This is a genomic window from Enterobacter sp. UPMP2052 (genome assembly GCF_053709675.1).
The window spans coordinates 1,951,687-1,966,674 of sequence record NZ_JBSKJR010000001.1 but is presented as its reverse complement, the minus strand read 5'-3'; the positions used below and the strand labels follow the sequence as shown (position 1 = coordinate 1,966,674).

13 protein-coding genes are annotated in these 14,988 nt (G+C 60.1%); 10 read left to right on the top strand and 3 right to left on the bottom strand.

The genetic code is table 11. The features are described from left to right. Positions 1 to 88: 88 nt before the first annotated feature. The gene (gene pgl, locus ACWKX3_RS09090) at positions 89 to 1,084 is read left to right on the top strand and encodes a 6-phosphogluconolactonase (RefSeq protein WP_006177240.1); all 996 of its coding nucleotides are present in this window, start codon (positions 89 to 91) and stop codon (positions 1,082 to 1,084) included. A 57-nt stretch (positions 1,085 to 1,141) separates the two neighbouring features. Here the strand turns inward: pgl and ACWKX3_RS09085 are convergent, their stop codons facing one another. Continuing rightward, complete coding sequence (locus ACWKX3_RS09085) at positions 1,142 to 2,425, bottom strand: putative acyl-CoA thioester hydrolase (RefSeq protein ID WP_006177241.1); 1,284 nt, start codon at positions 2,423 to 2,425, stop codon at positions 1,142 to 1,144. A 224-nt stretch (positions 2,426 to 2,649) separates the two neighbouring features. Here ACWKX3_RS09085 and hutI point away from each other — a divergent pair, with 224 nt between their 5' ends. The 5 genes from hutI to hutH all read left to right on the top strand — a co-directional run bounded on the left by hutI (position 2,650) and on the right by hutH (position 8,891). Continuing rightward, entirely contained in the window at positions 2,650 to 3,873 is a 1,224-nt protein-coding gene (hutI, locus tag ACWKX3_RS09080) for an imidazolonepropionase (protein ID WP_454541621.1), read from the top strand. Further along, on the top strand, positions 3,870 to 4,808 hold the full coding sequence (hutG, locus tag ACWKX3_RS09075) for a formimidoylglutamase (RefSeq protein WP_404599480.1): 939 nt from the start codon (positions 3,870 to 3,872) through the stop codon (positions 4,806 to 4,808). Before hutI ends, hutG begins: the two co-directional genes overlap by 4 nt. Positions 4,809 to 4,825: 17 nt before the next feature. Beyond that, the gene (locus ACWKX3_RS09070; protein WP_454541620.1) at positions 4,826 to 5,560 is read left to right on the top strand and encodes a histidine utilization repressor; all 735 of its coding nucleotides are present in this window, start codon (positions 4,826 to 4,828) and stop codon (positions 5,558 to 5,560) included. A 125-nt stretch (positions 5,561 to 5,685) separates the two neighbouring features. Then, a complete protein-coding gene (gene hutU / locus ACWKX3_RS09065) occupies positions 5,686 to 7,374 on the top strand; it encodes a urocanate hydratase (protein WP_454541619.1) in 1,689 nt (562 codons plus the stop codon). Beyond that, positions 7,371 to 8,891 (top strand): histidine ammonia-lyase, encoded by a 1,521-nt coding sequence (hutH, locus tag ACWKX3_RS09060; RefSeq protein ID WP_202561874.1) that lies wholly within the window; start codon positions 7,371 to 7,373, stop codon positions 8,889 to 8,891. The genes hutU and hutH overlap by 4 nt, the downstream gene beginning before the upstream one ends. Before the next feature lie 83 nt (positions 8,892 to 8,974). Here hutH and ACWKX3_RS09055 read toward each other — a convergent pair whose 3' ends face one another. Beyond that, positions 8,975 to 9,451: a kinase inhibitor gene (locus ACWKX3_RS09055; RefSeq protein ID WP_058610573.1), complete on the bottom strand. Its 477-nt coding sequence runs from the start codon at positions 9,449 to 9,451 to the stop codon at positions 8,975 to 8,977. A gap of 48 nt (positions 9,452 to 9,499) precedes the next feature. After that, the gene (gene bioA / locus ACWKX3_RS09050; RefSeq protein WP_220711236.1) at positions 9,500 to 10,807 is read right to left on the bottom strand and encodes an adenosylmethionine--8-amino-7-oxononanoate transaminase; all 1,308 of its coding nucleotides are present in this window, start codon (positions 10,805 to 10,807) and stop codon (positions 9,500 to 9,502) included. Positions 10,808 to 10,875: 68 nt separating this feature from the next. Between bioA and bioB the strand changes: the two genes are divergently transcribed. The 4 genes from bioB to bioD are packed head-to-tail and all read left to right on the top strand — an operon-like array spanning position 10,876 to position 14,491. Next, entirely contained in the window at positions 10,876 to 11,916 is a 1,041-nt protein-coding gene (bioB, locus tag ACWKX3_RS09045; protein WP_454541618.1) for a biotin synthase BioB, read from the top strand. Beyond that, entirely contained in the window at positions 11,913 to 13,070 is a 1,158-nt protein-coding gene (gene bioF / locus ACWKX3_RS09040) for an 8-amino-7-oxononanoate synthase (RefSeq protein WP_454541617.1), read from the top strand. Before bioB ends, bioF begins: the two co-directional genes overlap by 4 nt. Next, positions 13,054 to 13,809 (top strand): malonyl-ACP O-methyltransferase BioC, encoded by a 756-nt coding sequence (bioC, locus tag ACWKX3_RS09035; protein ID WP_006177256.1) that lies wholly within the window; start codon positions 13,054 to 13,056, stop codon positions 13,807 to 13,809. The genes bioF and bioC overlap by 17 nt, the downstream gene beginning before the upstream one ends. After that, positions 13,802 to 14,491 (top strand): dethiobiotin synthase, encoded by a 690-nt coding sequence (gene bioD, locus ACWKX3_RS09030; RefSeq protein ID WP_454541616.1) that lies wholly within the window; start codon positions 13,802 to 13,804, stop codon positions 14,489 to 14,491. Before bioC ends, bioD begins: the two co-directional genes overlap by 8 nt. The last annotated feature ends 497 nt before the right edge of the window (positions 14,492 to 14,988 follow it).

The following is a 14,988-nucleotide window of genomic DNA, read 5'->3' as shown; positions in this document are numbered from 1 at the left end:
GAGCAGATCGCTGCAAAATTCCGGACTACAATTCAGCATTCGCCGTTAAAAATAATCACTTTCACGCGCAGTGAGGAAAGGAGTATTCATGAAACAAACCGTTTATACCGCCAGTCCTGAAAGTCAGCAGATCCACGTCTGGAGTTTGAATGCCGAAGGTTCGCTCACGTTGGTGCAGGTTGTTGATGTCCCGGGACAGGTCCAGCCGATGGTGGTCAGCCCGGATAAACGTTTTCTCTACGTTGGCGTGCGCCCGGAGTTTCGCGTGCTGGCGTACCGCATTTCACCAGATGACGGCGCCCTGACCTATACCGCCGAAGCACCGCTGCCGGGAAGCCCTACACACATCTCAACCGATCGCAAAGGCAACTTTATCTTCAGCGGTTCGTATAACGCCGGCTGCGTAAGCGTGACGCGTCTTGAGGACGGCATTCCGGTTGAAACGGTGGACGTGGTGGAAGGGCTCGAAGGTTGCCACTCGGCCAATATCTCGCCGGACAACCGCACCCTGTGGGTGCCTGCGCTGAAGCAGGATCGCATCTGCCTGTTTACCCTGAGCGACGATGGTCACCTGGTGGCGCAAACCCCCGCCGAGGTCACCACCGTTGAGGGTGCGGGCCCGCGTCACATGGTCTTCCACCCGAACCAGCAGTATGCGTATGTGGTGAATGAGCTGAACAGCTCCGTGGACGTGTGGGAACTGAGCGATCCGAACGGCCAGATTGAGTGCGTGCAGACGCTGGATATGATGCCGTCTGACTTCGCCGATACCCGCTGGGCGGCGGACATACACATCACTCCGGACGGACGCCATCTGTATACCTGCGACCGTACCTCAAGCCTGATCACCGTGTTCAGCGTCTCCGAAGACGGCAGCATCCTTTCTCTTGAAGGCTTCCAGCCAACGGAAACCCAGCCGCGCGGCTTTAATGTCGATCACAGCGGTCGGTTCCTGATTGCTGCAGGGCAGAAATCGCACCATATTGCGGTGTATGAAATCAAAGGCGTGCAGGGACTGCTGGAAGAAAAAGGGCGCTATGCCGTCGGCCAGGGGCCAATGTGGGTGGTTGTTAACGCGCACTGACGGGCATAAAACAAAAAACCTCGCAAATGCGAGGTTTTTTTATGTCTGGAATCAGACTTATTGCTTCGGCTCTGCAACCACTTTGCTACCCAAACCGCGGTTGTTGTATTCCCACATGCGGTTGAAGTTTGCGTCGTTCAGGTTGCGCTGCACGTTGCCTTTATCATCCACGGTACCGGTATTGCCGGAGAAGGGACGCTTAGAGATGGCGGCATCGGCCCAGGGTTTCGCCACGTTGAAACCTTCGCCGATCACGCTGTCGCGGATCACGACCTGGCCGTTGGTGGCCGCGTCGACATCCAGAGAGCGGCCCAGCTGTGCCACGCCGTCACCGGAGGCGTTGAAACGACTGTTTACCGCCAGGAAACCGTAGAACAGGTTGGACTGTGTCGCCGGCGCAAATACGTAGCCTTCCTGCTGGGTACGGGAGTTCACCACGCGGAAGTCGGTGTTATCGAAGACCACCGCACCGCGACCGGACACCAGATCCACATCGCCTTCAACGTAGCTATTGGTCACCAGCGTGCGCGTCAGACGGTTATTCTGCAGGGTGTTCTGCACGCCGCTGTTGGTCACGAAGAAGGTGTTCTGACGGCCCAGAATATTCACGTTGTTGATCTGCACCTTGTCGCCATCGCTGCGCAGCGCCACGGCCTGATGGTTGCCCGCATCCACGCTGTCGCCCAGTGTGTTCTGAATGGTCAGGTTTTGCAGCTGCAGACCGTTGTTCTGAGACCAGACAACGGCGGAGCACATCACGCCCACGGTTGCGGTGCGTTTGCTCTGGCAGTTATCAAACATGTACCACGCAGGTTTACCCGGCATGTATTTTCCGGCAGGGTTCACGAGGTGGCGCCAGGTGGTGGTGTCGATTTCAGAATCAATCGCCAGACCAATTTTCACATCAATGGCTTTTTCGCCCAGACCATACAGCGTCACGCTGCCTGGCGCGGCGGGTACGTAAACGGTACCTTCGTATTCACCCGGCATGATCGCGATATACTGACGCGACGCGCTGTGTTTGGTGATCGCCGCATCGACTGCAGCCTGAATGGAGGTGTGCGTCACGCCCTGCGCACCTGCCGGGCCGACCACGAAATCGGGCTGCTTAGGCAGATTAATGGAAGACGGAGTCCAGGGGGCGGCATTCGGATCCATTGCCGTGAAGTAGCGCGCCTGGCTGAAGTTTTTCGCTTCATCAGCAGAGAGGATTGGGCGGGAGGCGGTTCCCGGCGCAACCTGCTCAGAAGGCTGTTGGTCCGGTGGTGTTGAGCTGCATGCGGATAACGTCACGCCAAATGCGAGTGCCAGCGCCAGACGGGAAATCCTGGAAATGTTCAAGGTAAAGCTCCTGGGTATGCAAGTCTTAACGGGATAGACGAAATAGCCTGCTTTTTTATACTAAGTTGAGCGAAACGGGAAGATAAAAACGGTAAAAGTTGCATTTTTCCGCCGGGCGAGGCGGGTAAGTCGTCACAAATAGATAACATTTTCCCCGAAGTCGGTTGACAGTCGCCGCCAGATGAAAATAAATGTCTATACAACCCATGACAAGCGGAAGCCCCATGCAGCAGATTCATCCTGACGATGTGATTTGGCGTAATGCGCGCCTGGCAACAATGGATCCTGACCATCCCGCCCCCTATGGCCTTACCGACAACAGCGCGCTGGTGGTTCGCGAAGACACGCTCCTGGCGGTCATTCCTGATGAGGATGTTCCTGCCGACCACCCTGGCTGTATCGATCTTGAAGGGCGTCTCGTAACGCCCGGCCTGATCGACTGCCACACCCATCTGGTGTTTGGCGGCGACCGCGCGGCGGAGTGGGAGCAGCGCCTGAACGGCGTGGCATACCAGACGATTGCCGCCCAGGGCGGGGGAATAAACGCCACCGTCACGGCCACACGCGGCAACTCGCAGGAAACCTTACTGCAGCTGGCCCAACAGCGCTTGCAGCGTTTGATGCGCGAAGGCGTAACAACTCTTGAAATCAAGTCAGGATATGGACTCAACGCCGACGCCGAAGAGAAGATGCTGCGGGTGGCGCGCCAGCTTGCCCGTGACAATCCGGTTGAGATCGGGTCGACGCTGCTGGCCGCCCACGCGGTGCCGGCGGAGTTTCGCGGCGATCCGGACGCTTACCTGACGCTGGTCTGCGAGCACATCATGCCCGACCTGTGGCAAAAAGGGCTGTTCGAAGCGGTTGATGTGTTCTGTGAGAACGTCGGGTTTACGCCCGCGCAGACCGAGCGCCTGTTTCAGGCGGCCACGGCGCTGGGCATTCCGGTGAAAGGGCATGTCGAGCAGCTCTCGAACCTGGGGGGCGCGGCGCTGGTCAGCCGCTATCACGGGCTCTCCGCCGATCATATTGAGTATCTGGATGAAGAGGGTGTGCAGGCGATGGCGCACAGCGGCACGGTGGCGGTGCTTCTGCCCGGTGCATTCTATTTTCTCCAGGAGCGCCAGCGCCCGCCGGTTGAACAGCTGCGACAGCAGGGCGTCCCGATGGCCGTCGCGACAGATTACAACCCCGGCACCAGCCCCTTTGCCAGCCTGCATCTGGCGATGAATATGGCCTGCGTTCAGTTTTGCCTGACCCCGGAAGAAGCCTGGGCCGGTGTCACCCGTCATGCGGCGCGGGCGCTTGGGCGCGGAGAAACCCACGGGCAGCTTAAAGCCGGTTACGTGGCCGATTTCATCATCTGGGACGCGCGGCATCCGGTGGAGATGGTGTACGAACCGGGGCGCAACCCGCTGTATCAACGCGTATTTCGGGGGAAAGCATCATGACGCTGTGGCAGCCCGCACAAGGGCAGGTCTGGCAGGGGCGCGACGACAGCGCCGAGGCCAGCAACGCAAAACGTATTTTCCAGACCATCGATCTGAGTGAGCCGTTTACGCCGCAGGCGTCAGGTATCGCGTTGATTGGCTTTGAATGCGATGAGGGTGTCAAACGCAACCGCGGCAGGCCCGGGGCGGCGCAGGCTCCTGATGTGCTGCGTGCGGCGCTGGCCAATATGGCCAGCCATGCCGGGCATGAACGCCTTGCGGATGCGGGCAACCTTCAGGTTGAAGGCGAGGCGCTTGAAGCCGCTCAGCGGACGTTAAGCGATGTGGTAACCTTATGCCAGCAATCCGGCATGCGCACGCTGGTGTTCGGCGGTGGACACGAAACCGCGTGGGCGCACGGGCGCGGCGTGCTGGATGCGTTCCCGGACGAGCGCGTGGCGATCGTCAATCTGGACGCGCATCTTGACCTGCGCAACGCCGAGCGCGCCACCTCCGGCACGCCGTTTCGACAGCTTGCAGGCTACTGCGCCGCGCAGTCGCGGGAATTTCAGTACGCCTGTCTGGGGGTAAGCCGTGCGGCAAACACCCAGGCGCTGTGGGATGAGGCGGAACGGCTCAAGGTCACGCTGGTGGAAGATCTCTGTTTTCAGCGCGATGCGTTATCCTCGCTGGAAAAGGTGCTGGCTCAGGCCGATCGGGTCTATCTCACGATTGATCTGGACGTGCTGCCTGCCGCCGAAATGCCCGCCGTCTCGGCGCCCGCGGCGTTAGGGGTCTCCGCGCGGGATCTGATGCCCGTCATCGAACGGATCTGCCGCAGCGGAAAACTGGCGGCGGCGGACCTGGTTGAATTTAACCCGCACTACGATCGTGATGGGCAGGGCGCGCGGCTTGCCGCCCGACTGGCCTGGCAAATTGCTCACTGGTGGGCATAACACTATAAGGAATCACCATGTTTTCACGCTCATCGCAAGAACCACCCAGCCCTCCTGCCCCGTTTTATGAAAAGGTGAAGCAGGCGATCAGCGAAAAAATCGCCACGGGGGTGTGGCAGCCGCACGACCGCATTCCGTCCGAGGCCGAGCTGGTGGCGCAGTTTGGCTTTAGCCGGATGACCATCAACCGGGCGCTACGCGAGCTTACCGACGAAGGGCTGCTGGTGCGTCTGCAGGGAGTCGGTACCTTTGTCGCCGAACCCAAAGGGCAGTCCGCCCTGTTTGAAATCCGCAGCATTGCGGACGAAATCGCCGCGCGTAACCACCAGCACCGCTGCGACGTGCTGGTACTGGAAGCGACACAGGCCAGCGCGGAGCAGGCCGTGGAGCTGAACGTTAAGGAAGGTTCGCGGATTTTTCACTCGGTGATGGTGCATTACGAAAATGACGTTCCGGTGCAAATCGAGGACCGCTGCGTCAACGCCGAGCGCGTGCCGGAGTACCTGGAGCAGGATTACACCCAAACCACGCCGCATGCCTATCTGTCACGCGTGGCGCCCTTAACCGAGGGAGAGCACATCGTCGAGGCCGTTCGCGCCACGCCGCAAGAGTGCGAGCTGCTGCGGATTAAAGAGCAGGATCCGTGCCTGCTTATCCGGCGTCGCACCTGGTCCTCCTCGCAGATTGTGTCCCAGGCGAAGCTGCTGTTCCCGGGAAATCGCTATCGGCTGCAGGGCCACTTTATGTCATAAGCAAAAAGCGTGATAGCTAACGCAATATAACAAAATTGTATCTTTTTTGTTAAATCCAGCCTTGTGTGAACTTGTCTATACAAGTATATCTGAATACATCATTTGTCCTGTATGAGGAGCACACAATGTCGTCAGATAAATATCGCCAGCAGGATGTCCGCGCCCCGCGCGGCACCACGCTAACTGCCAAAAGCTGGCTCACCGAAGCCCCGCTGCGCATGTTGATGAATAACCTCGATCCCGAGGTGGCGGAAAATCCCCACGAGCTGGTGGTGTATGGCGGTATTGGCCGCGCCGCGCGTAACTGGGAATGCTATGACGCCATTGTGAATTCCCTGACCCATCTGGAAAGCGACGAAACCCTGCTGGTGCAGTCCGGCAAGCCGGTTGGCGTCTTTAAAACCCATAAAAACGCGCCGCGCGTGCTGATCGCCAACTCCAACCTGGTACCGCACTGGGCCAACTGGGAGCACTTTAACGAGCTGGACGCCAGAGGGCTGGCAATGTACGGCCAGATGACGGCGGGAAGCTGGATCTACATCGGCAGCCAGGGAATTGTGCAGGGCACCTACGAAACCTTCGTTGAAGCCGGTCGCCAGCACTATAACGGTTCCCTGAAGGGCCGCTGGGTTCTGACCGCCGGGCTGGGCGGCATGGGCGGCGCGCAGCCGCTGGCTGCAACCCTCGCTGGCGCATGCTCGCTCAATATTGAATGCCAGCAGAGCCGTATCGATTTCCGTCTGCGCACCCGCTACGTGGACGAGCAGGCGAACGATCTGGATGACGCGCTGGCACGTATCCAGAAATATACCGCCGAGGGCAAAGCGGTTTCGATTGCCTTGTGCGCTAATGCGGCGGATATCCTCCCTGAACTGGTGGCGCGCGGTGTGCGTCCCGATCTGGTCACCGACCAGACCAGCGCGCACGATCCGCTGCACGGCTATCTGCCGAAAGGCTGGTGCTGGGAAGAGTATCAGCAGAAAGCTGAATCCGACCCGGAAGGCACGGCGCTGGCCGCCAAACGCTCGATGGCTGAACACGTCTCTGCCATGCTCGCGTTCAGTGAGCGCGGTATCCCGACCTTCGACTACGGCAACAACATCCGCCAGATGGCTAAAGAGATGGGCGTGGCAAACGCCTTTGACTTCCCGGGCTTTGTCCCTGCCTATATCCGCCCACTGTTCTGTCGCGGCATCGGGCCGTTCCGCTGGGTGGCACTCTCCGGGGACCCGGAAGACATCTATAAAACCGATGCCAAAGTGAAAGCGATCGTGGCCGACGATGAGCATCTGCATCGCTGGCTGGACATGGCGCGCGAGCGTATCAACTTCCAGGGCCTGCCGGCGCGCATCTGCTGGGTGGGGCTGGAATGGCGGCAAAAACTCGGTCTGGCGTTCAATGAAATGGTGCGCAGTGGGGAAGTCTCCGCGCCGATTGTCATTGGTCGTGACCATCTGGATTCTGGCTCTGTTGCCAGCCCAAACCGGGAAACCGAAGCCATGCGCGACGGGTCTGATGCGGTCTCCGACTGGCCGCTGCTCAACGCCTTACTGAATACCGCCAGCGGCGCCACCTGGGTCTCTTTACACCACGGCGGCGGCGTGGGGATGGGCTTCTCCCAGCACTCGGGCATGGTCATCGTCTGTGACGGAACGGATGAAGCCGCCGCGCGTATCGCACGCGTCCTGCACAACGACCCGGCAACCGGCGTGATGCGTCATGCGGATGCGGGTTACGAGATTGCGATTGACTGTGCCAGAGAGCAGGGGCTCAACCTGCCGATGGTCCCTGCCACACAAGGAAAGCATCAATGAACGCCTTAACACTCACTCCCGGCTCGCTGACGCTGAAGCAGCTGCGTCACGTCTGGCGTCAACCGGTGACCCTTTCGCTTGATGAAAATGCCCACGCGGCAATTAACGACAGCGTGGCCTGCGTCGAGGCCATTGTGGCCGAAGGGCGCACCGCCTACGGTATCAATACCGGTTTTGGCCTGCTGGCCCAGACCCGTATCGCAACGCATGACCTTGAAAATTTACAGCGCTCGCTGGTGCTTTCCCATGCGGCAGGCGTCGGCCAGCCGCTGGACGATAATATTGTCCGCCTGATGATGGTGCTCAAAATCAACAGCCTGGCACGCGGGTTTTCCGGCATTCGTCTGAGCGTGATCCAGGCCCTGATGGCGCTGGTGAATGCCAATGTTTATCCGTGGATCCCGGCGAAAGGCTCGGTTGGCGCCTCCGGCGATCTCGCCCCGCTGGCGCATATGTCGCTGCTGCTGCTGGGCGAAGGGAAGGCGCGCTGGCAGGGGGAGTGGCTTCCCGCCAAAGAGGCGCTGCAAAAAGCCGGATTAACGCCGATTACGCTGGCGGCCAAAGAGGGGCTGGCGCTGCTCAACGGCACGCAGGCCTCCACGGCCTTTGCGCTGCGCGGCCTGTTTGAAGCGGAAGACCTGTTCGCCTCTGCGGTGGTCTGCGGCGCGCTGACCACCGAAGCGGTGCTCGGCTCTCGTCGTCCGTTTGATGCGCGTATTCATGACGTGCGCGGACAGCGCGGGCAGATTGATACGGCGGCGATGTACCGCCATCTGCTGACCGACTCCAGCGACATCGCGGAATCTCACCACAACTGCGACAAGGTGCAAGACCCGTACTCGCTGCGCTGCCAGCCGCAGGTGATGGGCGCCTGCCTGACGCAGCTGCGCCAGGCGGCAGAGGTGCTGCTGGTCGAAGCCAACGCCGTGTCGGATAACCCGCTGGTGTTTGCCGAAGAAAATGAGGTGATTTCCGGCGGCAACTTCCATGCCGAACCCGTGGCGATGGCGGCGGATAATATTGCGCTGGCGATTGCCGAAATCGGTGCCCTCTCCGAACGGCGTGTTGCGCTGATGATGGACAAACACATGTCCCAGCTGCCGCCGTTCCTGGTGCGTAACGGCGGGGTAAACTCGGGCTTTATGATCGCCCAGGTCACCGCCGCGGCGCTGGCAAGCGAGAATAAAGCGCTGTCGCATCCACACAGCGTGGACAGCCTGCCAACATCAGCCAATCAGGAAGACCATGTTTCGATGGCCCCCGCCGCCGGACGCCGCCTGTGGGAGATGGCGTCCAACACCCGCGGCGTGCTGGCGGTTGAGTGGCTGGCGGCATGTCAGGGGATCGATCTGCGCGAAGGGCTGAAATCCAGCCCGCTGCTGGAGCAGGCGCGGCACGAATTACGCGAGCATGTCACGCATTACGACGACGATCGCTTCTTTGCGCCGGACATTGATAAGGCGATGGCGCTGCTGGAAGAGGGCAGGCTGGTGGGGTTGGTGCCTTCGGTGTTGTGATTATTTGCCCGGTGGCGCTGCGCTTACCGGGCCTACATCTGTGCCACGTAGGCCGGGTAAGGCGTAGCCGCCACCCGGTTTTTTTACGAATACATCGCCGTGATCGACGCACTGCCCAGCGTATGGAAATGCACGTTAAAGCCCACCATCGCACCGCTCGCACCTTCATCCACCTCAATGCGATCCACGTCGAGGGCATGCACCGTAAAGATGTAGCGATGCGTCTCCCCTTTTGGCGGAGCCGCGCCGCCGTAACCCGCTTTGCCAAAGTCGGTACGCGTCTGAATAGCGCCCTCTGGCAGGGCGACCAGATCAGAGCCGGAACCTTGCGGCAGCACGCGGGTTTCTGCAGGCAGGTTAGCCACAATCCAGTGCCACCAGCCGGAGCCGGTTGGGGCGTCCGGGTCGTAGCAGGTGACGACAAAGCTTTTGGTTCCCGCAGGCACATCATCCCAGGCCAGATGCGGGGAGATATTATCCCCCTGATAGCCCATGCCGTTGAAAACGTGACGTTCCGGCAGTTTCTCGCCGTCGCGCAAATCTTTACTGATGATTTTCATACGGTTTACCCTCGTTAATCGCTCGTTCACGAAGTGTAACCCATAGGGTTAAATCGTGAAATGCGTGGGAATGTTAACAGCGGTAACGACCGCGGCAGTTAATTTACGTAGCTGATCCTGGGTAATGATATACGGCGGCATCAGGTAGATCAGCTTGCCGAACGGTCGTACCCAGACGCCGTGCTCAACGAAGAAGCGCTGGAGCGCCGCCATGTTCACCGGGTGCGTGGTCTCAATCACGCCAATCGCCCCGATCACCCGCACGTCGGCGACAAACTCCGAATCCGAAGCGATGCGCAGTTCCTGCTTAAGCTGCGCCTCGATTGCCGCCACCTGCGTTTGCCACTCGCCGCTCTCCAGCATCGCGAGGCTTTCGCTTGCCACCGCACAGGCCAGTGGATTGCCCATAAACGTGGGGCCGTGCATAAAGCATCCCGCTTCGCCATCGCTGATGGTGTCCGCGACGTGGCGGGTGGCAAGCGTCGCGGACAGCGTCATGGTCCCGCCGGTTAAGGCTTTGCCCAGGCACAGAATGTCCGGCGTGATCCCCGCGTGGTCACAGGCGAACAGTTTGCCGGTGCGACCAAAGCCGGTGGCAATTTCATCCGCGATCAGCAGAATGCCCTCGCGATCGCACATCTTACGAATGCGCTTGAGCCACTCCGGGTGATAGATGCGCATTCCGCCCGCGCCCTGCACAATCGGCTCCAGAATAACCGCGGCGATCTCATGGCGGTGCGCTGCCATCAGACGCGCAAAACCCACCATGTCCGCCTCGTCCCACTCGCCGTCGAAACGGCTTTGCGGCGCGGGGGCAAACAGGTTTTCCGGCAGGTAGCCCTTCCACAGGCTGTGCATGGAGTTATCCGGATCGCAGACCGACATCGCCCCAAAGGTATCGCCGTGATAGCCGTTACGGAAGGTCAGGAAGCGCTGGCGCGGTTCGCCCTTCGCATGCCAGTACTGCAACGCCATCTTCATCGCCACTTCTACGGACACGGAGCCAGTATCGGCGAGGAAAACGCACTCCAGCGCGTCGGGGGTCATCGCCACCAGACGACGGCAGACATCCACCGCCGGCTGATGGGTAATGCCGCCAAACATGACGTGCGACATGCGGTCAATCTGCGTTTTCATCGCCGCGTTCAGGCGCGGATGGTTATATCCATGGATCGTCGCCCACCAGGAGGACATACCGTCGACCAGCACGTCGCCGCTGGCGAGATGCAGCTCGCATCCGTGAGCAGACGCAACCGGGTAAACGGGCAGGGGGCGGGTCGTGGAGGTGTAAGGGTGCCAGATATGCTGCTTGTCGAAGTCGAGATCGTCCTGGGTCATAATTGACTTGTAAACCATTTTGAAAAGAATTAGGTTTACAAGTATAAACCGAACCGACAATTAACAAAACCCTTTGGAGACGCTAAATGGCTCACCATCCACGCTGGACGATGTCGCAAGTCACTGAGTTATTCAACAAACCTTTCCTGGAGCTGATGTTCGAAGCGCAGCAGATACACCGTCAACACTTCGACCCACGCCATGTGCAGGTCAGCACGCTGCTGTCGATCAAGACCGGCGCATGCCCGGAAGACTGCAAATATTGCCCGCAGAGCGCCCGCTACAAAACCGGTCTCGAAACCGAGCGCCTGATGGAGGTAGAGCAGGTGCTCGACTCGGCGCGTAAGGCCAAAAATGCAGGCTCCACCCGCTTCTGCATGGGCGCGGCATGGAAGAACCCGCACGACCGCGATATGCCCTATCTTGAGCAGATGGTGAAAGGGGTGAAGGAGATGGGGCTGGAAGCCTGTATGACGCTGGGCACGCTGAACGACGAGCAGGCACAGCGCCTGTCTGCGGCCGGGCTGGACTACTACAACCACAACCTCGACACCTCGCCGGAGTTTTACGGCAACATCATCACCACGCGCACCTATCAGGAGCGACTGGATACCCTGGACAAGGTGCGTGATGCAGGCATCAAAGTGTGCTCGGGCGGGATCGTGGGGCTGGGGGAGACGGTGAAAGATCGTGCCGGCCTGCTGCTCCAGCTTGCTAACCTGCCGACACCGCCGGAAAGCGTGCCGATCAACATGCTGGTGAAGGTGAAAGGGACGCCGCTGGCGGATAACGACGACGTGGACGCCTTTGATTTTATTCGCACCATCGCCGTTGCGCGCATCATGATGCCGACCTCGTACGTGCGCCTCTCGGCGGGACGCGAGCAGATGAACGAGCAGACGCAGGCGATGTGCTTTATGGCCGGTGCCAACTCCATTTTCTACGGCTGCAAGCTGCTGACCACGCCAAACCCGGAAGAGGACAAAGACGTCCAGCTGTTCCGCAAGCTCGGCCTGAGATCGCATCAGACCGAGGTGCTGAAGGGAGATAACGAACAGCAGCAGATGCTGGAGCGGCAGATTTTCAACGCCGACACGGAACAGTTTTACAACGCGGCCTCAGTATGACCTGGCAGGCACGTATCCAGTCCGCGCTCGACGAGCGTCGGGCGGCGGAGGCGTTGCGCGTGCGCTGCGTGGTGGAGAACGGCGCAGGCCGTTTTCTCACGCGTGATAACCAACGCTTTTGCAATTTTTCCAGCAATGATTATCTCGGCCTCAGCCAGCACCCACACGTTATCCGTGCGTGGCAACGCGGGGCGGAGCGATACGGTGTGGGCAGCGGCGGTTCGGGCCACGTCAGCGGCTACACCACGGCGCATCAGACTCTGGAAGCGGAGCTGGCCGACTGGCTGGGCTACCCGCGTGCGCTGCTGTTTATCTCTGGCTTTGCCGCGAATCAGGCAGTGATTGCGGCAATGACGGGCAAAGAGGACCGGATTGTCGCCGACCGCCTAAGCCACGCCTCGCTGCTGGAGGCGGCGGGGTTAAGCCCGGCGCAGCTGCGACGCTTTACGCATAACGACGTCGGGCACCTCCACGCCCTGCTTCAGAAACCCTGCGCCGGCCAGCAGCTGGTGGTCACGGAAGGGGTGTTTAGCATGGACGGTGACAGCGCACCGCTGCGCGCCCTGCATGACGCGGCCCGGAAGCATAACGCCTGGCTACTGGTCGACGATGCCCACGGCATCGCGGTAATGGGCGATGAGGGGCGCGGAAGCGCAGATCAACAGCGCGTCAGGCCGGAACTGCTGATCGTGACGTTTGGCAAAGGCTTCGGCGTGAGCGGGGCGGCGGTGCTGTGCAGCGATCCGGTGGCGGATTATCTCTTACAGTTTGCCCGGCACCTGATCTACAGCACCAGCATGCCTCCGGCACAGGCTGTAGCGTTATCGGCATCGCTGTCGGTGATCCGGTGCGCGGAAGGGGCGGAGCGCAGGCAGCGTCTGGCTGAACATATTGCGCGTTTTCGCCGGGGTTTAGGCTCGCTTCCCTACAGGATAGCCGAGTCTCAAAGCGCCATTCAGCCGGTGATCGTGGGGGAAAACAGCCGGGCTCTGAGCCTGGCGCAGACGCTGCGCGATCGCGGAATGTGGGTCACCGCCATTCGGCCTCCCACCGTTCCGCCGGGCACCGCGCGGTTGCGCTTAACCCTCACGGCGGCCCACGAGTCGCAGGATATCGACGCACTGCTGGAGGCGCTCGATGACGCCAGTCAATAAGCAGGCCATCGCCGCCGCGTTTGGCCGGGCGGCGCAAAGCTACTCGCAGCACGATGAACTGCAGCGCCAGAGCGCACAAGGGCTGCTGGCCGCGCTGGGAGGCGGTCAATTTGCGCAGGTCCTGGATGCGGGATGCGGGCCGGGCGCGAACAGCCGCTACTGGCGGCAGGCGGGAAGCACGGTGACAGCGCTCGATCTTTCGGAGCAGATGCTCAACGAGGCGCGCCAGCAGCAGTCGGCTGACCGCTATCTGGTTGCCGATATTGAAGCCATCGCGCTGCCTGACGGGCAATTCGACCTGGTCTGGAGCCATCTGGCGGTGCAGTGGTGTAGCAGCCTGCCGCACGCGCTGGGGGAGCTTTATCGCGTGGCGAAACCAGGCGGCAAGGTGGCGTTTACCACCCTGCTCGACAGTTCTCTGCCGGAGCTTAATCAGGCCTGGAAAGCCGTGGACGATCGTCCGCACGCGAACCGCTTCCTGTCGCACGACGAGGTGCTGAGGGCGCTGGCAGGCTGGCGTTACCGAAGCAGGGTACAAACGGTCACGCTGGACTTCCGCGATGCCCTCAGCGCCATGCGCTCACTCAAGGGCATTGGCGCAACGCACCTGCACGCCGGGCGCGAGCAAAAACCGCTCACGCGCGGTCAGTTGCAGCGTCTGGGGCTGGCGTGGCCGCAGCAGCGGGGCGCGTTTCCGCTCTCTTATCAACTTTTTCATGGGATTATCGAACGTGACTGAACGCTATTTTGTGACCGGTACGGATACGGAAGTGGGCAAAACGGTTGCCAGCGCGGCACTGCTGCAGGCTGCCCGTCGGCTGGGGAAAAAGACCGCGGGGTTTAAGCCCGTGGCCTCTGGCAGCGAGATGACGCCGGAAGGCCTGCGTAACACCGACGCGCTGGCACTCCAGCGTAACAGCAGTATCGACCTGGCCTATGCGGCGGTGAATCCCTATACCTTCGCGGAGCCAACCTCACCGCACATCATCAGCGCGGACGAGGGGCGTCCGATTGCGTTTGACGTACTTTCGGCCGGGCTGCGTACCCTGGAAGAACAGGCGGACTGGGTGCTGGTGGAAGGGGCGGGCGGCTGGTTTACGCCACTCTCAGAGCAGCATACCTTTGCCGACTGGGTTGAGGCAGAGAGGCTGCCGGTAATTCTGGTGGTCGGCGTTAAGCTTGGCTGTATCAACCACGCGGTGTTGACCGCGCAGGCCGTGCAGCAGTCAGGCCTGCGTCTGGCTGGCTGGATCGCGAACGATGTGGTCGCACCGGGCAAACGTCATCCGGAGTATCTGGCGACGCTTAAGCGAATGCTGCCCGCGCCGTTTCTGGGGGAGATCCCGTGGCTCAGCGGCAACGCAGAAAATGCTGAAACCGGGAAATACCTTGACCTCAGCGCATTGCAGAAATGTGATTAAGATCTCGCCAGTCCATAAGGATAAACCTCGCGCTTGCGCGTCAAAAAAGGGTGATAAAATTTTTTTGCTGCCGCTTCGTGGGAAAAACCGGGACGTTGCCGAGCGGCAGTCTGTATGGGCTGCACGCAGTTATCCACTATTCCTGTGGATAACCTTGTGTATGAGAGTTAGAAAACACGCGATAAGCGAGAGAATACGCGGCTTAAGCCTGAATTGATGCGAAACGCGGCTTTCGGAAATATCCTCTGTTAATCAACTTGTTAGATAAAAGCAATTGCCGTCACTAAACTGTCATCCACTGCCATAAAACTTTCATTACGTAGCTTGACAAATGTTAAAAAAGGAAAATTTTTGGGGATAACCGCGAACGCTGGTGTTTTATCTCGTCCCTGTCGATATTTCGACCGGGTTTACGCTCATCATCCGGCTGCTATGCTAAATATCCTGACATGCTACTGGTTTTTCATCCAGTGTTTTTTACTGGCAATCCTGGCAAC

Bases quoted from the DNA above. Each gene is read 5' to 3' on its own strand.
- hutI (WP_454541621.1), top strand. From the start codon at position 2,650: ATGCAGCAGATTCATCCTGACGATGTGATTTGGCGTAATGCGCGCCTG.
- ACWKX3_RS09070 (WP_454541620.1), top strand. From the start codon at position 4,826: ATGTTTTCACGCTCATCGCAAGAACCACCCAGCCCTCCTGCCCCGTTT.
- bioA (WP_220711236.1), bottom strand. From the start codon at position 10,807: ATGGTTTACAAGTCAATTATGACCCAGGACGATCTCGACTTCGACAAG.
- bioC (WP_006177256.1), top strand. From the start codon at position 13,054: ATGACGCCAGTCAATAAGCAGGCCATCGCCGCCGCGTTTGGCCGGGCG.
- hutU (WP_454541619.1), top strand. From the start codon at position 5,686: ATGTCGTCAGATAAATATCGCCAGCAGGATGTCCGCGCCCCGCGCGGC.
- ACWKX3_RS09055 (WP_058610573.1), bottom strand. From the start codon at position 9,451: ATGAAAATCATCAGTAAAGATTTGCGCGACGGCGAGAAACTGCCGGAA.
- hutG (WP_404599480.1), top strand. From the start codon at position 3,870: ATGACGCTGTGGCAGCCCGCACAAGGGCAGGTCTGGCAGGGGCGCGAC.
- bioF (WP_454541617.1), top strand. From the start codon at position 11,913: ATGACCTGGCAGGCACGTATCCAGTCCGCGCTCGACGAGCGTCGGGCG.
- bioB (WP_454541618.1), top strand. From the start codon at position 10,876: ATGGCTCACCATCCACGCTGGACGATGTCGCAAGTCACTGAGTTATTC.
- pgl (WP_006177240.1), top strand. From the start codon at position 89: ATGAAACAAACCGTTTATACCGCCAGTCCTGAAAGTCAGCAGATCCAC.
- hutH (WP_202561874.1), top strand. From the start codon at position 7,371: ATGAACGCCTTAACACTCACTCCCGGCTCGCTGACGCTGAAGCAGCTG.